At 36.8% G+C, this 21,579-nt stretch carries 20 protein-coding genes; 3 read left to right on the forward strand and 17 right to left on the reverse strand.

Going from position 1 to position 21,579, the window contains the following annotated elements:
- Nucleotides 1-198: 198 nt before the first annotated feature.
- The 9 genes from GLW08_RS02170 to cyoE form a co-directional block, all read right to left on the reverse strand.
- Nucleotides 199-1,374 (reverse strand): GNAT family N-acetyltransferase, encoded by a 1,176-nt coding sequence (locus tag GLW08_RS02170; RefSeq protein WP_160846940.1) that lies wholly within the window; start codon nt 1,372-1,374, stop codon nt 199-201.
- Nucleotides 1,352-1,879 carry a GNAT family N-acetyltransferase gene (locus GLW08_RS02175; protein WP_160846941.1) on the reverse strand — a complete coding sequence of 176 codons (528 nt, stop codon included), beginning with the start codon at nt 1,877-1,879 and terminating at the stop codon, nt 1,352-1,354. Before GLW08_RS02175 ends, GLW08_RS02170 begins: the two co-directional genes overlap by 23 nt.
- A 268-nt stretch (nt 1,880-2,147) precedes the next feature.
- Nucleotides 2,148-2,603 carry a DUF420 domain-containing protein gene (locus GLW08_RS02180; protein WP_160846942.1) on the reverse strand — a complete coding sequence of 152 codons (456 nt, stop codon included), beginning with the start codon at nt 2,601-2,603 and terminating at the stop codon, nt 2,148-2,150.
- A 137-nt stretch (nt 2,604-2,740) separates the two neighbouring features.
- Entirely contained in the window at nt 2,741-3,631 is an 891-nt protein-coding gene (gene ctaG, locus GLW08_RS02185; protein WP_160846943.1) for a cytochrome c oxidase assembly factor CtaG, read from the reverse strand.
- A 235-nt stretch (nt 3,632-3,866) separates the two neighbouring features.
- Nucleotides 3,867-4,184: a cytochrome c oxidase subunit IVB gene (gene ctaF, locus GLW08_RS02190; protein ID WP_160846944.1), complete on the reverse strand. Its 318-nt coding sequence runs from the start codon at nt 4,182-4,184 to the stop codon at nt 3,867-3,869.
- Between the two features lie 3 nt (nt 4,185-4,187).
- Complete coding sequence (locus GLW08_RS02195) at nt 4,188-4,817, reverse strand: cytochrome (ubi)quinol oxidase subunit III (RefSeq protein WP_160846945.1); 630 nt, start codon at nt 4,815-4,817, stop codon at nt 4,188-4,190.
- Nucleotides 4,814-6,673, reverse strand: coding sequence for a cytochrome c oxidase subunit I (gene ctaD / locus GLW08_RS02200; protein WP_160846946.1), 1,860 nt, complete (start codon nt 6,671-6,673; stop codon nt 4,814-4,816). The genes GLW08_RS02195 and ctaD overlap by 4 nt, the downstream gene beginning before the upstream one ends.
- Before the next feature lie 30 nt (nt 6,674-6,703).
- A complete protein-coding gene (coxB, locus tag GLW08_RS02205; RefSeq protein ID WP_160846947.1) occupies nt 6,704-7,786 on the reverse strand; it encodes a cytochrome c oxidase subunit II in 1,083 nt (360 codons plus the stop codon).
- An 84-nt stretch (nt 7,787-7,870) separates the two neighbouring features.
- Nucleotides 7,871-8,812: a heme o synthase gene (cyoE, locus tag GLW08_RS02210; protein ID WP_160846948.1), complete on the reverse strand. Its 942-nt coding sequence runs from the start codon at nt 8,810-8,812 to the stop codon at nt 7,871-7,873.
- A gap of 551 nt (nt 8,813-9,363) precedes the next feature.
- On the opposite strand from cyoE, the gene GLW08_RS02215 reads away from it, so the two are divergent.
- Complete coding sequence (locus GLW08_RS02215) at nt 9,364-10,311, forward strand: COX15/CtaA family protein (protein WP_160846949.1); 948 nt, start codon at nt 9,364-9,366, stop codon at nt 10,309-10,311.
- 299 nt (nt 10,312-10,610) lie between these two features.
- On the opposite strand, the gene GLW08_RS02220 is transcribed toward GLW08_RS02215, so the two are convergent.
- The 5 genes from GLW08_RS02220 to glsA all read right to left on the reverse strand — a co-directional run bounded on the left by GLW08_RS02220 (nt 10,611) and on the right by glsA (nt 17,350).
- Nucleotides 10,611-10,769, reverse strand: a complete 159-nt coding sequence (locus GLW08_RS02220; RefSeq protein WP_160846950.1) for a hypothetical protein — start codon at nt 10,767-10,769, stop codon at nt 10,611-10,613.
- 234 nt (nt 10,770-11,003) lie between these two features.
- Nucleotides 11,004-14,447, reverse strand: a complete 3,444-nt coding sequence (gene pyc, locus GLW08_RS02225; RefSeq protein WP_160846951.1) for a pyruvate carboxylase — start codon at nt 14,445-14,447, stop codon at nt 11,004-11,006.
- Complete coding sequence (locus GLW08_RS02230) at nt 14,414-15,646, reverse strand: FtsW/RodA/SpoVE family cell cycle protein (RefSeq protein ID WP_160846952.1); 1,233 nt, start codon at nt 15,644-15,646, stop codon at nt 14,414-14,416. Before GLW08_RS02230 ends, pyc begins: the two co-directional genes overlap by 34 nt.
- A gap of 353 nt (nt 15,647-15,999) precedes the next feature.
- The gene (locus GLW08_RS02235; protein WP_160846953.1) at nt 16,000-16,281 is read right to left on the reverse strand and encodes a DUF1507 family protein; all 282 of its coding nucleotides are present in this window, start codon (nt 16,279-16,281) and stop codon (nt 16,000-16,002) included.
- A gap of 136 nt (nt 16,282-16,417) precedes the next feature.
- Nucleotides 16,418-17,350: a glutaminase A gene (gene glsA, locus GLW08_RS02240; protein ID WP_160846954.1), complete on the reverse strand. Its 933-nt coding sequence runs from the start codon at nt 17,348-17,350 to the stop codon at nt 16,418-16,420.
- A gap of 83 nt (nt 17,351-17,433) precedes the next feature.
- Here glsA and GLW08_RS02245 point away from each other — a divergent pair, with 83 nt between their 5' ends.
- Complete coding sequence (locus GLW08_RS02245; protein ID WP_160846955.1) at nt 17,434-17,925, forward strand: hypothetical protein; 492 nt, start codon at nt 17,434-17,436, stop codon at nt 17,923-17,925.
- 508 nt (nt 17,926-18,433) lie between these two features.
- Here GLW08_RS02245 and GLW08_RS02250 read toward each other — a convergent pair.
- Nucleotides 18,434-19,762 (reverse strand): PhoH family protein, encoded by a 1,329-nt coding sequence (locus GLW08_RS02250; protein WP_160846956.1) that lies wholly within the window; start codon nt 19,760-19,762, stop codon nt 18,434-18,436.
- Between the two features lie 119 nt (nt 19,763-19,881).
- Here GLW08_RS02250 and GLW08_RS02255 point away from each other — a divergent pair, with 119 nt between their 5' ends.
- Nucleotides 19,882-20,466, forward strand: coding sequence for a YhcN/YlaJ family sporulation lipoprotein (locus tag GLW08_RS02255; protein ID WP_237458256.1), 585 nt, complete (start codon nt 19,882-19,884; stop codon nt 20,464-20,466).
- Between the two features lie 275 nt (nt 20,467-20,741).
- Here the strand turns inward: GLW08_RS02255 and GLW08_RS02260 are convergent, their stop codons facing one another.
- Nucleotides 20,742-21,050 (reverse strand): hypothetical protein, encoded by a 309-nt coding sequence (locus tag GLW08_RS02260; protein WP_160846957.1) that lies wholly within the window; start codon nt 21,048-21,050, stop codon nt 20,742-20,744.
- A gap of 72 nt (nt 21,051-21,122) precedes the next feature.
- Nucleotides 21,123-21,575 carry a pyridoxamine 5'-phosphate oxidase family protein gene (locus tag GLW08_RS02265; RefSeq protein ID WP_160846958.1) on the reverse strand — a complete coding sequence of 151 codons (453 nt, stop codon included), beginning with the start codon at nt 21,573-21,575 and terminating at the stop codon, nt 21,123-21,125.
- Nucleotides 21,576-21,579: the final 4 nt, after the last annotated feature.

Here is a 21,579-nt window from a genome sequence, read left to right on the forward strand (position 1 = left end):
TATAGCGTATTTACCAAAAAGGTGCTATCCTCATATTTGTAGAGGATAGCACCTTTTTTTAATTGGATATATTTATCTGGTCTGGTCGTTTGGAATAAAAAGTTACTCCATTTAAGAGGCATAATCTGGAAGGCTTGAAGTTGAGATAAATTTGACGATCGCACAGAAAGAGCGATGTATCCGTAGATTTATTTTCTGTTAAAAAAAGTCGAGGAAAGCTGGTTGAACATCAGTAAGTAATGAGGAAACCTTCTGGGGTTCTCCTTTTATTTCAAGAGCTTTAAACATTTGTAGGTGATGGATCGATTGACTGTTCAACAGTAGTGAAGTAAACGATTGAATAGGACCATTAATTAAAACATCTGCTTGACCTATATGACCGTTTTGTACACTACCTACTCCATTAGAAACTGTAAGCGTCCAATTTCCGTTATTCCAAGGAGCCATTTCATCTTCCACATGTAAATGCAATACACAGGATATTTTGTTTTTCGCAAAAGGGTATCCTTCTAAGAATGATTCAAGAACTACAATCCTACTCATAAAATAGGCATGTCTTGTTTCTTTTACTCTAGGATTAGCTAAATAAAACAGCATTGGATCATCAGGAAGTAGAACCATATTTATGTTGTCGACCATTGAGTCATGGTTTTTAATCCAGTTTAAAAGATTAGACCAGGCATTATATGTAGAATAAATCATTTCTTCTACATGCAATATATTGTTCTCTAACTTTGTAAGGGCATATCCATCAGGTATCCCATCTTCATTAAGTGAAAGTGCAATTGTAGTTCCTTCAGTTATTACCCTGTTTTCCCACCAAAAGTTGTCTCGTTTCATTAATAGTCCGTATTGGGTAGCTACTTGCTCATAAAGGATATGTAACTCTTCTTTATGTTCTTGATATGTGGTACGCATTGTGTATCCCTTTGTTGCTACAAATTCAGGGATATCAGTTATCGATATACTTACCTTTCTCATTTCCTGTGTTAGCTCCCAACCAAAACGTCTATAAAAAGAAATGGAGAAAGGGTGTAACATAGAGACAGCCATTCCTTTATTCTTCATAACTTCAAGACTATGTGACATCAATCTTTTCACATGACCTCTTCTCCTGAATTCTGGCCATGTAGCAATACTTGCGATACCACCAAAATCAAACCGTTTATTCTTAATATACATTTGGAGAGGAATGAGATGCAGCTTTGATACTAACTGATCCTTTTCGAAGGACCCGTAAACCCATTCTTTCGATAATCTTTTCCTTTTAGTCTCTCGTCTCTCTTGTGTTAAGGGTGACTGGAATGCATAAGAACCAAGTTGTAAAGCATCTTCAAAATAAAAGTGTTCATCACATTGCTCGATTCTTACCATAATATCGCTCCTTCCTAGCTTTAAACCATATTAACCCATCTTCTTCACCTTTCTCAGCAAATCCATTAGCCGTAAGTACTTTGCATGAAGGTACATTATTTGCTTCACAAGAGGCTGTTACAGTAGTTATCCCATCTTGTCGAAAAGCCCAACCAAGCATTGATTCTACTGCTTCTTTTGCATAACCTTGATTTCGATGAATCTTCGATACGTAATAACCTATTTCAACTTCCCCATTAACTGGGTGTCCTTTAAAGCCAATATCACCAATTACAATCTGCTTATGCTTATCTAATATAATCCATGGCCCATAGCCGAAGTAACTAGAATCCTGCTCTAACGCTTCTATATAAATAGGTAGTAAAGCCTTCAACGCATTACCTGGCCATAAGGCATCATATGGAGTACCTAACCACTGTGGGTAGCTTTCCGTATCAATCATTAGTTTTTGAGCTTGTTCAATTGTTATGGGCGATATAATAAGACGTTGGTTTTCTACATCCATTTCTCGTTACCACCTTTCGTAGGTATATGTACTTATTTTATCAAAAACTATCTTCTTACTTCATTCTTTGTAATAGTTCCTTTTCTTACTCGAAGATAAACCTTTTAATAACTCCCTTGTAAAAAAACATCGTTTTTTGTCAACGGTGTTTAAAACTTTAAAAATGGATTTGTACACTAACCACCTAGTCGCTGAATCTAGAATTTCTTCCTTATTAAAAATGAAATGTATAAAAAACGTAAAGAAAGCATCTGCTTCTTGCAGATGCTTAAAATCCTAAAATAGCCTTGATCATACTGGTTGTTTCTCCACCATCATAAATAATGTATAACAATAAATACACCATGACACCGGTTATAGCAGTAAAGAACCAAATAATACTAGTTATTGGACCTATTTTTCTATGTTTTGCAATATTCCGTTTGAACGCTAGAGTTAACGTGACAAGCCCAAACACTGCCCCTACGGTAGCTAGTATAATATGAAATATTAGAAAAGCAGTATAGTAGATTTTTAAGTCTTCTGGTCCTCCAAAGCTAGTATTTCCTACAAAGATGGTACGAGATACATAAATAATGAAAAATAATAGCGCACTAATTGCAGCTGCAACCATGATTTTTTTATGCGCAACAGCTTTCTGTCTTGCGATGAGAACCCAGCCAATAGCTATTAAGAGTGCACTCAATACAATAAACCCTGTACTTAGTGTTGGTAATAAAGGCATTTCTCTCCCCCATTTTCATTCTATACATAGTAATCTTATGAGCAATATATATTTTAAGTAAAAAGTAACGACATTTTTCTACATAGGTTAGCACCTAATGCAAGAATGTTACATCAGGCGCTTGTTTTCTAGAATGGTTATGATGACTCACTAGGAATGGGATCAATTGATGAAGATTCTCTGTTAAACCAAGAGAAGAAGATAATGGCTATGAAAATACCATAGACAATCTCTTGAGTAATTTTCATGATTACTCCACCAAGTTGTTGATCTTGAAGTACTGGTATAGGTGAGAAAATCTGAGGTCCACCTAAAGATAAACTGCTCAATACTCCACCAGGCACACATAAACTCAGCGCACTACTCCAAGCTGCTGGGTCACTATAAGTGCTATAAAGTGGTTCACCTGCAAAGATTATTAAACCACAAGCAGGAGTGATTAAAACTCCATTGGCAAAGATATAACCTAATTTTAATAAAGGTGAAAGTGTATCCATCTCTTCAAGAGGGGTGAATACCGGCCACCAAACACAGAAAGCAGTGATAAGTATTACTGTCGTAATGATGGGATGAGCAATTACATTAGTCTTCGCAAAATCAAATACTTCTGGAATGTGATAAAGAGAAAACAAACCATTAAACAACAATAATGCAACCAGTGGTTTGGTAAGGATACGTAATACAGGTGCTAAGATTGGTGTTACGAATAGTTTTCTCCACATCCATTTTGGGATACCTTGTACAATAAATATCGGGAATACTAGATAATATAGGGCCATTTGGGTCATATGCGCTGTAAACATAATGTGTCCTAACAAATCTACAGGAGAGCCTTTTATAATATACAAAAGAACTAACCCAGTGTAAAACATAACCTGTTGCCAGGAACTAGGTCGTTCCACCTCGCCAAACTTCTTTCTCCATGGCCCTGTTAACAAATAATATAAGCCTGCCAATATGCATATAAAAACAAAATAATACGGGCTCCATAGTGCACGAAACCCAAATATTTGTAATTCTAACCACATTTATCTCACTCCAACATGTTGTTAAATAGTACAGCCTATCTCCCATTATAACCTATTTCATTGGACTATACATACCATCAAATAGAAGAGAAATCCCTAAAACTTTGACAATATTGTGTACACCTAACTAAAGAATCACTTCTCTAATAGATGGAAATCAAGTGCATTGTAATATGATATAAAATAGATAAGAACATAAAGAAAAGGTCGGAGAACAAATCTCCGACCTTAACCATCACCACCATACAATGGTTACCATAGCTAGAATGGTTAGAATTGCAACGAATACACCTGAATACAGAAATAATGCAGGTAATGCATGGCCTTTATGATTCATGTGCATAAAGTAATAAAGCTGAAATCCTACTTGCACACATGCAAGAAGAATAATGACAGGTATCGTAAACATTGGATGATACTCTCCAATTACTAACCCGAAGGAAACCAGCGTAAATATGATCATCGCTGCAAAAGTGATGAGCTGATACTTCATTTCTTCTTTATTCTTTTTTCGATAAAATTCAGTTGAAGTGGAATTGGTGTCTCTTGCCATTTTTTACCCCACCTTTCCCATTAGGTAAACAACCGTGAAAATGAATACCCAAACAACGTCGATAAAGTGCCAGTATAAAGATGCTACATAGTACTTAGGAGCGTTGTAAAGATTTAAGCCACGTCTAGCATTACGAATAATTAATGTTACAATCCAAAGCAAGCCAAATGCAACGTGTGCACCATGAAACCCAACTAACGTATAGAAAGCTGATCCAAACGCAGAGGAAGTAAATGTATGCCCATCGTGGTGGACGTACTCATAGAATTCAAATATCTCTAATCCAAGGAAGGAGAGCCCTAGTAGAACGGTAATCCCCATCCACAACTGCATCTTTTGAAAATCTAAATTCTTCATATGGTAGATTGCATACACACTTGTTAAAGAACTGGTTAACAAAATCATTGTCATAATAAACACTAGCTCTAAACCAAATAATTCTTCAGCTGGCTTTCCATCTAAATTGGAATCTTTTAGTGCTAAGTAAGTTCCAAATAGACTTGCAAATAAAACTGTCTCTCCACCAAGGAAAAACCAAAAACCCAAAAACTTATTTTTTCCTTCAAGGGTAGCTTTTTCAGGTTCATGTGGACTCTGTCCTGGTTTCAGCTGCTTTAACTCTTCTGCGCTCATTCAGAACCAGCCCCCTTTTCTAAATCTTCTTTATGAATATGATAACCAAGGTCATCTTTTACAGAACGGACAAACATAGAAAGCAATGTAATTGCCATTCCTGCAATAGCCAAGATTAAAAAGCTAGAATCATCTACTTGGTAAATGAATCCGAATCCGGCAATAAATAATCCTAATGACATCATAAATGGAATAAATGAATTATTTGGCATGTGAATATCCCCAAGTGGTTCTGCAGGAGTCATTTTTCCATTTCCATGTCTTTTTTCTACCCATAATGCGTCTAATCCACGAACAAGGGGTGTTTGTGTAAAGTTATAGAACGGTGGTGGTGAAGGAATAGACCATTCAAGCGTACGAGCATCCCATGGGTCACCACTAACTTTTTCACCTTTCATGGTAGTCATGACAACGTTTATTAGGAAGATAATTGTACCAATAGCCATCAGGAACGCACCTAATGTACTGACAAGGTTACCAATCTCTAACCCTTGATCAGGTTGGAACTTCCAATAACGGCGTGGCATTCCCATTAATCCTAGGAAGTGCTGTATAAAGAATGTTAAGTGGAAGCCAACGAAGAATGGCCAAAAAGCTAATTTACCCATTTTCTCATTTAGCATGGTTCCAAACATCTTAGGCCACCAGTACGTAAGTCCAGCAAATAGACCAAATACAACACCACCAACAATTACGTAGTGGAAGTGAGCTACAACGAAATACGTATCATGATATTGATAATCTGCAGCGGCGGCAGCAAGCATGACGCCACCAAATCCACCAAGGGTAAAGGAAGGTATAAAAGCAACAGTCCAAAGCATCGGAACTGTCATACGAATACTTCCGCCCCACATTGTAAATAGCCAGTTGAAGATTTTAATACCTGTTGGTACAGCAATAGCCATCGTAGCAATTGCAAATATGGAGTTAGCAACTGGGCCTAAACCTGTTGTAAACATGTGGTGTGCCCAAACCATGAAACCTAAGAAACCAATAAGTACTGTCGCAAAAACCATCGCGGAGTAACCGAATAATCGTTTCTTAGAGAATGTTGAAATAATATCACTAAACAAACCGAAAAGTGGTAGGACTAGTATATAAACTTCTGGGTGACCAAATATCCAGAAAAGGTGCTCCCAGATAACGTGGTTACCGCCCATTGATGGATCAAAGAAATTTGCTCCAAATAAACGGTCAAACATCATTAGGAATAGTCCTACTGTTAATGCTGGAAACGCAAATAATATAAGTACACTTGTTACTAGAGAAGACCAAGTGAATAATGGCATTCTCATGTATGTCATACCAGGGGCACGCATGTTTATGATTGTTACCAAGAAGTTAATACCCCCAATTAACGTACCTGCACCAGATATCTGTAGTCCCATAACATAGAAATCAACACCATGTCCTGGCGATGTGGTTGATAAAGGTGCATAAGCTGTCCAACCGGCATCAGGAGCTCCTCCCATAAACCATGAACAGTTCAGTAGCACTCCTCCAAAGAAGAATAACCAAAATCCTAGGGAATTTAGAAATGGAAATGCTACGTCACGAGCACCAATTTGTAAAGGTACAGCTATATTCATTAATGTAAAAATTAATGGCATAGCTGCTAAGAAAATCATTGTTGTACCATGCATAGTCAACAATTGGTTGTACAATCCAGCTGATACAAACTCATTATCCGGTTGTATAAGCTGAATACGAATAAGCATTGCTTCTATTCCGCCAACTAGGAAGAAGAAACCACCTGCAATCAAGTAAAGAATTGCGATTTTCTTGTGGTCAACAGTGGTAAGATAATCCCATAAGCCAGCGAAGAAGCCGTTCTTTTGTGCATACGCTGTACTCACGCTACGACCTCCCTTTTCTCTCTATTAATCTTACTGAGCATCTTCAGGTGTAATTTCTGAAGGCTTTAATTGTAATAAGTAATCTGCAATCTTACTTGCTTCATCATCTGTTAATGGTACTTCAGCTTCTGTATTTCCGTATTTACCAGTCATTTTGTTACCTGGTTTAACTTCCTCAGGATGCTGTAACCATTGAATTAGATTTTCCTTATTATTATCTAAAATACCGGCTATTTGAACTCTATCTCCAAATGCGGTTAAGTTGGGTCCAACTGCCGCTGGGGATGAACCAATAGCATGGCAAGCAATACAGTTTTTATTCTTAAACAACTCTTTACCTTCTTGAGCTGATTGAGACTCAGGTGTTGCATCAGTATTTACGTTTTTCATGTCCTCTGCCCATTGATCGAATTCCTCTGGACTCACGGCAATTACTTTAAAGTCCATTAGTGAGTGTGAAGGTCCACAGAACTCAGCACATTTACCATAATAAACGCCTTCTTCATAAGCATGAAGGAACATTTCATTTTCGTTTTTACCTGGATTTGTGTCCATCTTCCCGGATACAGAAGGTACCCAAAATGAGTGGATTACGTCACCAGCTGTTAATTTTAAGTATACGCGTTCCCCTGTTGGGATATATAGGTCTTGGCTTGTTTGAACCTCTTGACCTTTATAATTATAATGCCACCAATATTGCTTACCAGTAACTTCAATCGTAATTGCATCTTCCTTCTTATCCTCTGCAGGTGTTGTGTCTGCAAGCATAAATGTTTTCTGTACAGTTGGAACTGCTAATACCACAAGCAAAATAATTGGAACAACAGTCCATAATAACTCTAAGAATTTATTCCCCTCTACTTGTTTAGGAATATAATCTTCGTGGTCCTTTTTCTGGCGAAAACGAATCAATACAAAAAAGTAAATCGCCATTACAACTACCCCTACAAAGACCATGATGATAACGCTTAACATCATTAAATCATAGATAACATCAGCGCCTTCACCTTTAGGTTGTAGGGCCGAAAGTTGTGGATCACCGCAACCTGCAAGGAAAAGCATTAATGAGCTAAATAAAAGCAGAATGCGTGACTTTCCCATCCATCCTTTCATTAAATGATACCTCTCTTTCTCTTTGTAATTCTTACTTTATTATTATAATAATCAGGAAAACATGAAATAGTTTTCCTGATTATATTAATACGAAAATGGTAATGTTGCGATAACCATTGCTATAAACAGTATGGTTAAATAATTTAAAGAATAAACAAACATCCATGTTGCCCATTTCATATCGTCTTTCATAAAGAAACCAGCAATCCCTATTGCAAGCCAACCTACTGTTAGTATGGTAGCTAATAAGAGAAATACAGTGCCTAAAGAATGAAGGTAAAATGGTAGCGGAAGAAGACATGCTACATATAAAACAATTTGTCTTTTTGTAATAGAGAAACCATGTACGACAGGTAACATTGGGATACCTGCTTTTTTATACTCTTCACACTTTTTCATGGCTAGGGCAAGAAAATGTGGAGTCTGCCATATGAACATAATGAGGAATAACCCCCACGCTACAGGATGTAATCCTGGATCAAGAGCTGCCCAACCAATGAGTGGTGGTACCGCGCCTGAAAAACTACCTACTACTGTATTTAGAGTGTATTTACGTTTTGACCACATCGTATAGAGTACAACATACGTAAACCAACCAAACGCTGCTAATAAGGCAGCTGTCCAAGTTGTAAATGATAGCAGAGATAAACCTAATAAGGTAACCCCTATCCCCATAATTAAGATATTCTTAAGTGTAATGGTACCCGTTACTGTTGGTCGACTTTGGGTACGTGACATAATTTTGTCAATATCACGGTCATAGTAGTTATTTATGATACATCCACCTGCAATGATGAAAGCGGTTCCTAGCATCGTCAATAGGAAAACATGCCAATGATCAAAAAATGATGCCCCTGTAAAATACAGTGCAAGCCAAAAGCCTGCAAATGTTGTCATTAGGTTAGAATTAATAATTCCTATTTTTATCAAGGATAATATATCAGCCCCTAACGTTGAAGCTGAGGCTTCATCCGTTGAAGTCTTTAATACTTGAGCAGTTGATTGCATTGTTCTTGGATTGTTCATTTCTCTCAACTCTCCTCCTTCAGCGATCCCTCACGTTGCAATTTCTTCGTTCTATCATTATACCTCAAAATTATTTCGAATAAGGAGGGTTTATTTGTGACATCTTTATGAACATTTAAGTGAAGTAAGTACGATTTTGAGTCTAATACATTGTATCATGGAATTTTATTTCTATCTATTTTATCCGATACTTTTTCCTAAATTAAGAAGAGTCTCATAAATAAATGATATTTTTTAGCCTGTTTAAAAGTTGCTACAAGTCCCATACTATCATCGGAGGAAAATCGCTAATATATACATTGTTTCACATACAATGTAAGATGATGTATAAGGAATGCATTTTGACAAAGTGCGAATCCCCTATTTATTTCTAGCAAACAAACATATACATTGCAAGTACTTTTTCATTTTAATAGTGAAAATTGCGTGAAATCATGGTAGGATATTTTTTGTGTCGAATTAGTGAAAGATAATCCAACATGCTTGGAAGTTAACTCTTATATGTATTACTATAGAATTTAGTTCCACAGTGAAAGTAGTGAGGTGGATACATGCTTAAATTAATAAAAACACTAGCTGTGTTATCAACACTTGGTATGCTCTTCGTCCTTATTGGTGGAGCCTTAGTTACGAAGACAGAGTCAGGAATGGGATGTGGCGATAGCTGGCCATTATGTCATGGACAACTTATACCTTCTGAAATAACTTTTGAATTAATTATTGAGTTAAGTCATAGATTAGTTTCTGGAGGAGTAGGATTTTTAGTTCTATTACTTTCGATCTTATCATGGAGAAAATTTGGACATATTAGAGAAACCAAATTATTAGCTTTCTTGTCCACTTTCTTCTTAGTATTACAAGGACTAATAGGTGCTGCAGCTGTAAAATGGGGACAATCTGATTTCGTATTAGCGATGCACTTTGGAATTTCATTGATTTCTTTTGCTGCCATTCTTTTGCTTACTCTCATTATTTTCGAAATCGATAGAAAATTCGATGCGAAATCATTATACATTGCAATAGGAATGCGTAAACAGATGTATGCTATGGCTATATATACTTTAGCCATCACCTACACTGGCGCTCTTGTTCGTCATATTAATGCTAGTTTAGTGTGTGGTAGCTGGCCTTTTTGTAACAATTCAACACCACTTGGATTAGCGAACTTTAACCTTCATCAGTGGATTCAAATGGGGCACCGTTTGGCTGCAGGAATTCTAGTTGTCTGGGTAATCATTCTATTCAGGAAGGTGATGAAGGAGTATAAAACAAGTAAAGTCATGCGGAGTGGATGGATTGTTGCGCTAGCTTTGATTCTATTTCAAGTTTTCTTAGGGGCAATGATCATTGTAACCAAACTCAATTTAATGATTGCTTTATTACATGCTCTAATCGTAGCGTGTTTCTTTGGAATACTCAGTTACTTTATTCTTCTTTCATCTCGAAGTTCCAGGTATAAAAAAGATGCTAAAAACCATCACACAGAATATGTTTCTTAATTATAGGTTCTACTAGCTACAAAAAACCGTACAGGTCTTATTTAGACCTGTACGGTTTTTATATTATTCATGTTCCGTAGCTATTTGCAATCGTACACCGTAAGGGTCTTCGACTCATACAAACATAGCACCCCAAAACATCTTATCGAAGGCATTAATACATTGCCCCTTGCGATAATCCTTCAAAAGCTTTTCTAGCATCAGTTTCACTTTTAAACTCTAGTGTTAGCTACATTAGTTCGAGCTTGTGCTTCCCCACTTTTACATCATCTGCCATAAAGAAATAACTATCCCTGCTATTAATACCAATGCATGATACGTTCTTTAATTTCCTCACTTACTTGAGGAGCTTCTTCAAAAGTTCTTAAATCTATAATCAACCCACCTAACGCTTTCTCATAAAAAGGTCCTTGTTCTATAGCATCGTTACAAAACAAGTATGGATATATTCTTGCCATTTTGTATCCAACTCCCTTTTATAATTGTCTATTATAGTTAAACAATGCATAAAGAAACGATTGTTCTTATTTTTAGAGAATAACTTCTTGCGATGCTAACCCTTAGTTAGCTTATATTTAGGATCTTCAATTATTCCAGTCTAGAGCAATTGATTATATCTACATACAAACCCAAAATTTCACCATTTCCTGAATAATATAAAAGGTGCAGTATATTTTACTGCACCTCATACATCACTCAAATTCAACTAATAAGTCACCTACATGTATAGCTCCTCCATTATTCACGTAAATATCTTTTATTTTACCCTCAAATGGCGCTTGTACAGTGGTTTCCATCTTCATAGCTTCCGTAATCATGATGTGATCACCTTTATTTACTTTTTCTCCTTTCTCAGCGATTACCTTTATCACTGTCCCAGGCATCGTTGCACCAATGTGCTTATCATTATCTTTATCCGCTTTTGGTCTTTCCTCCACTGCAGATTTAATACTATCATCTTTTACAACAATCTCTCTAGGTTGACCATTTAATTCGAAATATACAACACGAGTGCCATCTGCCTGAGGTTCACCAATGGATACTAGTTTTACTATTAAAGTTTTACCTTGTTCAATTTCGATATCAATTTCCTCACCTAAGCGCATTCCATAAAAGAACGTTAAAGTATCAAGTACTGACATATCACCATACTGCTCATAGAATTGATGATAATCCATAAATACTTTTGGATAGAGAGCGTAAGTAATCATGTCAAAACTAGTGATTTGTCTGTCTAGCTTATGAAACAAAGTTTCTTTTAAATCTTTGAAATCCACAGGGTCAAGAAGCTCTCCCGGGCGTCTAGTAATGGGATTTCTCCCTTTAAGTATGATGCGTTGTAATTCTTGGGGAAACCCTTGATATGGTTGTCCAAGGTACCCTTCAAAAAATTCGATAACCGAATCAGGAAAGTCAATAGATTCTCCTTGCTCATAAATGTCATCTTCATTTAAGTTATTCTGAACCATAAATAAGGCCATATCTCCAACAACTTTTGAAGAAGGAGTAACTTTAACGAGGTCTCCAAACATATCATTGACACGTCGATACATTTTTTTGACTTCATCCCATCTCTCTTCCAAACCAACAGCTTTAGCCTGTTGTTGCAAGTTACTATATTGACCTCCGGGCATTTCGTGATCATACACCTCTGAATTCGGTGCCATCATTCCACTTTCGAAATCCTGGTAATACTTTCGAATATCATGCCAATATAACCCTAAATCCTCATATGCATTAACATTAATATTCGGTTGTCGTTTGTTGCCTTCAAGTGCATGATAAAGGCTTGTAGCGCTAGGTTGTGACGTTAAACCAGCCATTGAACTAGCTGCCACATCTACTGCATCTACACCCGCTTCTATGGCCCTTGCATATGTGAATATTCCGTTTCCGCTTGTATCGTGTGTATGAAGATGAATTGGAATATCCACCGATTCTTTTAGGGATGATATTAATTGATAGGCAGCTTCAGGTTTAAGCAATCCTGCCATATCTTTAATGCCTAATATATGTGATCCTGCATTTTCAAGTTCTTTTGCCAAGTTCACATAGTAATTCAAATCGTACTTTGTTTTGGAAGGGTCTAGAATATCTCCTGTGTAACACATAGATGCTTCTGCAATCTTATCGTTGTTTCGAACAGCTTCGATAGCTAAGGTCATACCCTTTACCCAATTTAAACTATCAAAGATGCGGAAAACGTCTATTCCTGCTTGACTACTCTTTTCAACAAATTCACGAATAAGGTTGTCTGGATAGTTTTTATATCCTACCGCGTTACTAGCCCGTAAGAGCATTTGGAATAAAACATTTGGCATTTTGTCTCTCATATGAATTAAACGCTGCCATGGATCTTCTTTTAAGAAACGATAGGAAACATCAAATGTAGCGCCTCCCCACATTTCAACTGAAAAAAGTTCAGGAAGAAGCTTTGCAGTTGGCTCAGCAATATGTTCTAAATCTTTAGAGCGAATGCGTGTAGCGAGCAACGACTGGTGGGCATCACGAAATGTGGTGTCTGTATAGAGTACACGGTCTTGTGCTTTCAACCAATTCGCTACAGCTTCTGGTCCTTGCTCATCTAGCATTTGTTTTGTTCCTCTTGGAATTTCTGTATAAGGTTTCACATCAGGCATCCTTGGTTTATGCAGTGCAGGCTTTTTCTTTTTTTCAGTCCCTTGGAAGCCATTTACCGTAGTAGAAGCAATATAAGAGAGCATTTTCGTACCACGATCTTTACGCTTAGGAAATACAAATAGTTCAGGTGATTGATCAATAAAAGTAGTGTCATATTCACCATTTAAAAATTTCGAATGCAAGATAACGTTTTCAAGAAAAGGTATGTTGGTTTTAATACCACGAATTCGAAATTCCTTTAAGTTTCGTACCATCTTATTAGCTGCCTGTTCAAAACTAAGTGCCCATGTTGAAACTTTAACTAATAATGAATCATAGTGTGGAGAAATAACAGCCCCTTGAAACCCATTTCCAGCGTCTAATCGTACTCCAAATCCGCCACCAGTACGATATGCCATAATTTTACCTGTATCGGGCATGAAATTATTCAAAGGATCCTCTGTCGTTACACGAGATTGGATAGCATAACCATGTGTTTTTATATCAGTTTGTACTGGAATACCTATCGGTTGTTCAAATAAGTTATATCCTTCTGCAATCATGATTTGAGTTTGAACAATATCAATACCTGTAATTAATTCGGTTATGGTATGTTCAACCTGAACACGAGGATTCACCTCAATAAAGAAGAATTCATCACCTGAGACGAGAAATTCCACTGTACCCGCATTTATATACTGAACATTCTTCATAAGTTGTACGGCTGAATCACAAATCTTCTCTCTTAACCCATTTGGTAGAGATACACTTGGTGCAACCTCTACAACTTTTTGGTGGCGTCGCTGAACGGAACAATCACGTTCATAAAGATGTACGATATTCCCATCTACATCTCCCAAAATTTGAACTTCTATGTGTTTTGGATTTTCTACAAGTTTTTCTACATAAACTTCATCGCTACCAAATGCTGCTTTTGCCTCGGATTTAGCTCGATCATAAGAATCACTTAGTGTATCCTCACTTCGAACGATTCTCATCCCACGGCCTCCACCACCAAGTGAGGCCTTAATAATGATAGGAAAGCCATGTTTTTGCCCAAACTCTCGTACTTCTTCTAATCCCGAAACAGGTCCATCAGTACCAGGAATAACAGGTATATCAGCTTCTATAGCTTGATATCTTGCTTTTACTTTATCGCCAAACATATGTAAATGGGTACTTGTCGGACCGATAAACGTAATGCCTTCATCTTCACAACGCTTCGCAAAATGAATATTTTCTGATAAAAAACCATATCCTGGATGTATCGCATCAACGCCGACACTTTTAGCGGTTTCAATAATTCCTTCAATATCAAGGTAAGCATCAATAGGCTTCTTTCCTTCACCAATTAAATATGCTTCATCTGCTTTGTAACGATGGTAGGAACCACTATCCTCTTTTGAATAAATAGCAACAGTTCGAATGTTCAACTCTGTACATGCTCGAAATACACGGATTGCAATTTCACCACGATTTGCTACTAAGACCTTATTGATCTTTTGGTATTCACCCATGGTTGTCCTCCTTTAGGTTGTGTTGCACTATTTGTCGTTGTCTTTCGATTTTCCATATCTTCATCAACGGCTTGCTTCGTAAATGTATAATCTTCCTGAAGCTTTGCCTGTTTTGCAACGTTATTCAAAATTCCCATCGAAGCTAATAGAACAATTAATGAGGACCCTCCATAACTTACAAATGGCAATGGAACACCTGTGATTGGTAAAATCCCACTAATTGCTCCTAAATTAATAAACGCTTGGATTCCTATCATGGAAGAGATCCCAATAGCTAATAAACTACCGAAACCATCTTTACATTTTCGTGCTACATATAGTCCACGCAATACTATTAATGCCATAAGTCCAAGAGTAATTAGCACTCCTAGTACACCAAGCTCCTCAGCAACAACGGCCATAATAAAATCAGTGTGTGGCTCTAATAGATATCCTAATTTCTGCACACTTTGTCCTAAGCCCTCACCCGTTAATCCGCCAGTACCAATAGCTATGTAGGATTGAATTAGATGATAACCATCTGATTCTGGAAGTTGGAAAGGCTGATAGGCACCAGTGAACCTCGCTATTCGTTCATCTGAAGTCATTTTTGGAAGTGCTAAAATAATACAAATCGCTCCTGTAATGCCTAACAGAAAAATATGACGAAAACGAATACCAGAACTAATAATTACAGCACATGCCATTAAAAAGATAATTGCCGCTGTACCTATATCTGGTTGGATACCAATAAGCGCTAATATTGCAATTGTCAAAGCAATAGGTGGCAAAACGGCTTTTGTAAAATCCTGAATATAAGCTTGCTTCTTGGATAAAACAGAAGCTAAGTACATGATTAACCCAATCTTTGCTGCTTCAGCAGGTTGGAAACTAACTGGCCCAAAATCAAACCATGAATTTGCATTCCCCTTGTTACTTCCCACAATTAACACTAAGACTAGGGTTGATAATACAAAAAAAATAATTAACGGCATCAACTTTTGATACTTTTGATAAGGAAAAAACATGGTGATAACAAATGCTATTAATCCTAAAACAACCCACTGAATTTGCTTTGTTAAGTAATATGTGCTTGGAACATCAAACTTCACAACCCCATAAACCATCGAAGCACTATAGATCATAATTACACCAAAAGCAGTGAGTACTAATGGGGCAAATATTAATGTGAAATCAAAATTTTTAAATATTTTTTTCATAACGTCCATCCTTATGTAAGAATATCGGTAGTGGTGATACTCTTATTTATGTATTTTCTCTGCTGTATGTGGAACACTTATCGACACTTTTCACAAGCGTTTTTCTACTGTATTAATTTTTACTAGATGAAAGAAGCATTCTCCTGCTTTTTTTTCAAAAATATTTTACTTTTTATATATAACCGTTCGAAAAGTAAATTCCAATTAAGTCAGTACATCGTCACTTTTAGTTAGAAAACAATGTTATTGAGTCTATTCCCTTGTGTTTGTCTCTTTTCCTGATTTTGAAAGTGAGTCTTCATAAAGCAAAAAAACTCAAATTATCACCACGTGGTGTAATTTGAGTTTGAAAATCACGAATTTTGTGAAGCTTCGTGTAAAGCATTCATTTCTTGCTCTAAATTCTCGAGAAGTTTTTTGCCGTCTTCTTCGTTAATTAAATTTAAACGAACCGCAAAATCTATTTCTCGAGATAAACCGAACATTTGTGTATCGAGAACCTCTTCATATAGAGGGCATTGCGGCATGGTTAGATTATCCATCTGAACTCTAATGAGTCTTGCAATTTTTTCAGCATCGGCCTTAAGAAGGGCATATGCTTGTTGGCGATGATCAACCGCTACTTCAGATGACACGTTAATCCCCTCCGATTAAAACAGACTTTCTTGTATTTATATTAGCGTCTCACAAAGAAAAATGCAAGCAAAGATATGCTTTTTGCACATCTTAGAGACTTATATAAAACTGTTTCCTGAATGGAAAAGAGATCATTTAGAAAATAAATAGGTCTTCTCGATTCGCTAACATTTCTAATAGATGCATACCTACTACGCTATTCCCTTTTTCGTCAAGAGCTGGTCCAAATACAGCAATCCCACCTAAATCTTTATGTGCCCCCATTATTGCCCCAGAAACTCCACTTTTCGCAGGAATTCCAACGCGTATAGCAAATGATCCTGATGCATCATACATTCCACACGTAACCATGAATGTCTTGCAAATCCGAGCATAGTGTTGAGGTATAATTTGTCTACCCGTATCTAAGTCCATTCCTTCATTGGCAAACACAGCTCCTATTCGAGCCAATTGCTGAATGTTAACCCCAATTGCACATTGTTTCGTATAAGTATCCAGAAGTTCTTCTACACTGCCTTCTACAACACCTGTTTGCTTCATAAAGAAACTTAAAGACCGATTTAAATAAGCTGTTTCAAATTCCGATGAAGCGACTTCTTCATTATACGTTATTGTATTGTCACCTGATAATTCATGTACGAAGGCTAGCAAACGTCCAACTTTTTGATCGGGCGACGATCCTTCTATCATATCGGTAACAGCTAAGGCTCCTGCATTTATCATGGGATTTAATGGTTTTGAAGGATTGGATGTTTCTAATTTTGCTATAGAATGAAACGGATCACCTGTTGGCTCCATTCCTACTTTTGAAAATACGTAATCTTCTCCTTGATCCATCAATGCCAATGCTAGTGATATAACCTTTGAAATACTTTGTAAGGTAAACGTATGTTCAAGATTTCCCGCCTTTATACATTCACCATTCAGATGAACAATGCTAATCGCAATATTCTCAGGGTTTTGTTTCGCTAATGCTGGAATATAATCTGGTACTTTACCTAAATGAGTAAATGAATGAACATGGTTAATCCATCCCTCTAGTTGATGTTGGTTCACTTTTTTTCGCAAGATTATGCCTCCTTTAATGCATGAGTGGAAAATATTCGATATACTAGGAAAAGAATCTTTTACATAGGAAGGGTGCCATATTATTGGTTATTCAAATAACTGGAAATGTTCATTATACAATTACGCTAGACCCCACCGTTTGGATTTTTGATGATCGAAAAATCGATTTTTCGGAAGCGTTCACATCTACTGAAACTCTAAAAGACAATGAAGAAGATGATCTTCGAAAAGCCGCACAAATCTGGGATAGAGAAATTTATCAACAAAAATTAGATCCCCCAGTTAATAAAAGTATTTCCACATTTGATAAAAAGAAAATACTTGAAGGAACATATGTAATGCCTATCCACCACTTTTTGGAACACGCTCAATTAAAGGATAACGCAAGTATTGTTACATTGGAAACGATAGATGGTCCAGTTCAGATTAGTGTACATGATCTAAAACAATCACTATTATTGTTTGCCCAAGACGGCAAACCCATTCAAGAACAAGGCCCTGTTCATTTATACTATATGGATGGGTCAAACAAGCAGACTCCTCTTAAAGGGATACAGAAAGTAGTCGTAGAGTAAACATATTTGATTATTGATTTGTGTAAAATACCTTCATAATTGATAAAAGAGCTTGGAATCGTCCAAGCTCTTTTTTGTTATTCTATAATCGCCCCATTACCTTGAAGAATTGGATTCAAGATATATTCAAAAGGTGATGGGTCCGATACTTGAAAAGTGGAAGGGGGTTACGGTGAAGCAACTCGCTTTCCTGCAGGCGAGCTGGTGAGCCTTCTCAGTCGCTTTGCTCCCTCCGGGGTCTCACCCAACCTCGGGAGTCTCGTAGTTCCCCTTCACCCCCCCAGACGGGTAATAGCTATCGGACCCACGGCCTAAATCTACGGAAACATCCCTCTTTCGGGATTACCAAATTTATCCCGATTTCAAGTTTCAAGATTATGCTTCTTAATTTGGATAATGAAATATATAAAAAAACGCAAGGGAGTTCAAAATTGAACCATCCTTGCGTTTTTTTTATTTTTAGTATCGGTAGGAGAAACACACCCCTCCATTCCAAACAATCAATACATTACAAGAAATCCGCTGCAAGTTGTGCTAAAGGAGATCGCTCTCCTTTCACAAGTTTTACATGACCACTTAATTTCTGATCTTTAAACTTTTCCACTACATGAATGAGACCGTTATTGTATTCATCCAAATACGGATGATCGATTTGATGAGGGTCCCCTAGAAGGACAATCTTACTACCTTCTCCGATCCTAGTCAGAATTGTTTTCACTTCGTGCTTGGTTAAATTTTGAGCTTCATCAATTAGTATTAACTGTTCTGGTATGCTTCTGCCCCTAATGTATGTAAGAGCTTCCACTTGTATGGAACCTATACCAGAAAGAATTTCATCTAATTCACCTGGTTTCTTTACATCAAATAAATACTCAAGATTGTCATAAATGGGTTGCATCCAAGGGCGTAACTTTTCTTCTTTCTCCCCTGGCAGATATCCTATATCTTTGCCCATAGGAACCACTGGACGAGCAACTAATAATTTTTTGTAAAACCCAAAATCTTCAATTTGCATCAAGCCTGCCGCTAAAGCTAGTAACGTTTTTCCGGTACCTGCTTTACCTGCAATCGTTACAAGCGGTATATCTCTCCGTAATAGTAATTCTAATGCCATAACTTGTTGAGCGTTTCTAGGACGGATACCCCAGGCTTGCTCGTTTTGAAAGCGACATTTTTGCAACAACCCTTCCTGATTACGAACCATGCCAATTGCAGAATGTGAAGGATTTGTCCTATTTTTAAGGATGATGAACTCATTTGGATGTAGTGCTTCTGCAACTTGTTGTTGCAAATCCAACTCTCCTGTTTGAAAGAACAAGTTAATTTCATCTTCACTTACATAAAGCTCTTTAAAACCATTGTAAATGGCGTCTTCATTCACTGCACGCTCACTAAGAAAATCCTCTGCAATTAATCCAATCGAATCGGCTTTAATCCGCATTAACATATCTTTTGAAACAAGTGTGACTTCTTTCTCAGAACCCTTTTCTTTTTCTTCTAAATGCAAATTCAGCGCCACGGCTAATATCCGATTATCATTTGTCCGTTCTACAAAAGCATCCTCAAGCTTGGAAAAAGACTTGTGATTGAGTTCTACCCTAAGTGTACCTCCACTGATTAACTTCACTCCATCGTGAAGCTTCCCTTGAACTCTAAGTTTATCCATAATTCTTGAAACTTCACGAGCATTTCGGCCGATTTCATCCATGTTTCGCTTTTTTGAATCCACTTCTTCCAGTACCACTGCTGGAATAACGATTTCATGTTTTTCGAAAGAATAAATGGAATTGGGATCTTGCAACAGAACATTTGTATCTATGACATAAATTTTGTCCATTCAGCCGCCTCCTGAGAATTTGTCTACATAGTTTGGCAAGGCTTCCTGATAAAACTATATGCAAGAATGTATAAAGTTAGACGAACTTCAAAATATATGAACAAATAAAGGAGGAAAATATGATGCGATTTCTCATAACTCTATTTGTTTTATTAGGTCTAGTTGCATGTCAAAATCAAGAAGAAGAAAGCCTTCCCAAACAAAAAAGTGAATCGCCGATTGTTGAGGTCCAAGATTCCGATCCGGTACCAAAACAAAAACTAAATAATCGAGAGCAAGCTAATCACTTAGCGAAGGTCGCAAATGAAGTGCCTGATGTTAACAATGCTACATCATTAGTAGCTGGTCCTTATGTAGTTGTAGCGATTGATGTTGATAAAGACTTAGATCGCTCGCGTGTAGGTTCTATAAAATATTCAGTAGCCGAAGCAATGAAAAAAGATCCTTATGGTAAAAATGCTGTTGTTATAGCTGATGCTGATGGATATGAACGTATCAAACAAATGGCACGTAAAGTACGTGAAGGACAGACTGTTCAAGGAATTACAGATGAACTAGCTGCAATTGTAGGTCGATATATGCCTGAAGTTCCTGTTCCTGAACAAAAGCTATCAGAGCCTGACCAGAACAAAAAAACTATTCCAAAAAAACAGAAGCAAGAGCTTGATAACATTGAAGATGAACAATCCAATCATTATAAATGATTAGTCTACCAAAACGGGTAATATAACCCCCTTTACAAGATATGGATCAGTTGATATGTATGTAGTTTAGTTCTTTTCATCACAAATTGAACCTTGTAGGAATAAGCTTATCTTGCTTTTACAAACTCTTAACATTAACTAAAAACTTTATAAAAGTCGGTAAAAAAAGGTAAACACTTTGCTCTAGTTTGTAATCGCTAAAACCATACAACCAAGAGGCTTATCATAGACTTGCTTTACTACTATAAACAAAATGCCTAAATCCTTATTAGGATTTAGGCATTTTGTTTACGTTGAATTTCTTCTGGGTCTTCATCATCTTTTACTTCGTTGTAGTATTGAACCCCGAATTGAGATCCCTCATCGACCATTTTTGTGTTTTCAATAGAGTCAAACTCAGGTACCCCTGCTTTTTCTACTGGTAAATCATTGTTATGTTCATTCTTTAATGATCCTTGTACTGATTCAGTTAATGATTTAGCTTTTTGTTTCACTTTTTCTCTTCGTTGTTCATCTTTAAGTAATAATGCTGCCGCTCCAGCACTTACTGCCCCAATAGTAGAATAAATAAAACGTTTCTTCATATTTTCATCTCCCTTTGTTTGTACTTGTAATCCTTTTCCCACAAAGGGTCGATTCTAAACAACTAGTTTACCTTAAATTTTCAGAGCATTCATCACTTGGTTATCAAGTTTGGCCGCAGCTCTATTATCATATGTTTTTTCGTATTCAGGTGCATTTGCAATCTTTGCTCCATAAAACATTACATCTCTTACTTCTTCTATTGTCAGTTCAATCATAGCAAGCTTTAAAGGAACACCTTCTATGTTATCCTTTTCAATAACAGCTTTTCCTTTTATCGCATAGGTAGAGTCATCAGTAATTAGGGTTATAACAATATAGGGATGGTTTCTTATGTTTTCTACGATTTTAGACCGATTATCAATTGCAAAACGTATGCAAAATGCTGATGGAGCGTACACCCAACTAATTGCATTAACCATAGGGGTAGCTGTTTCATAGTCGATGGTAGATAAGAGCACGTAGCGTTCACTCTGGAGTGTTTGATATTGTACTTCATTTAACTTTTTCTCAACTTGATTAGCCATCTTT

This window comes from Pontibacillus yanchengensis, assembly GCF_009856295.1.
In the GTDB taxonomy this organism is placed as follows: domain Bacteria; phylum Bacillota; class Bacilli; order Bacillales; family BH030062; genus Pontibacillus; species Pontibacillus yanchengensis_A.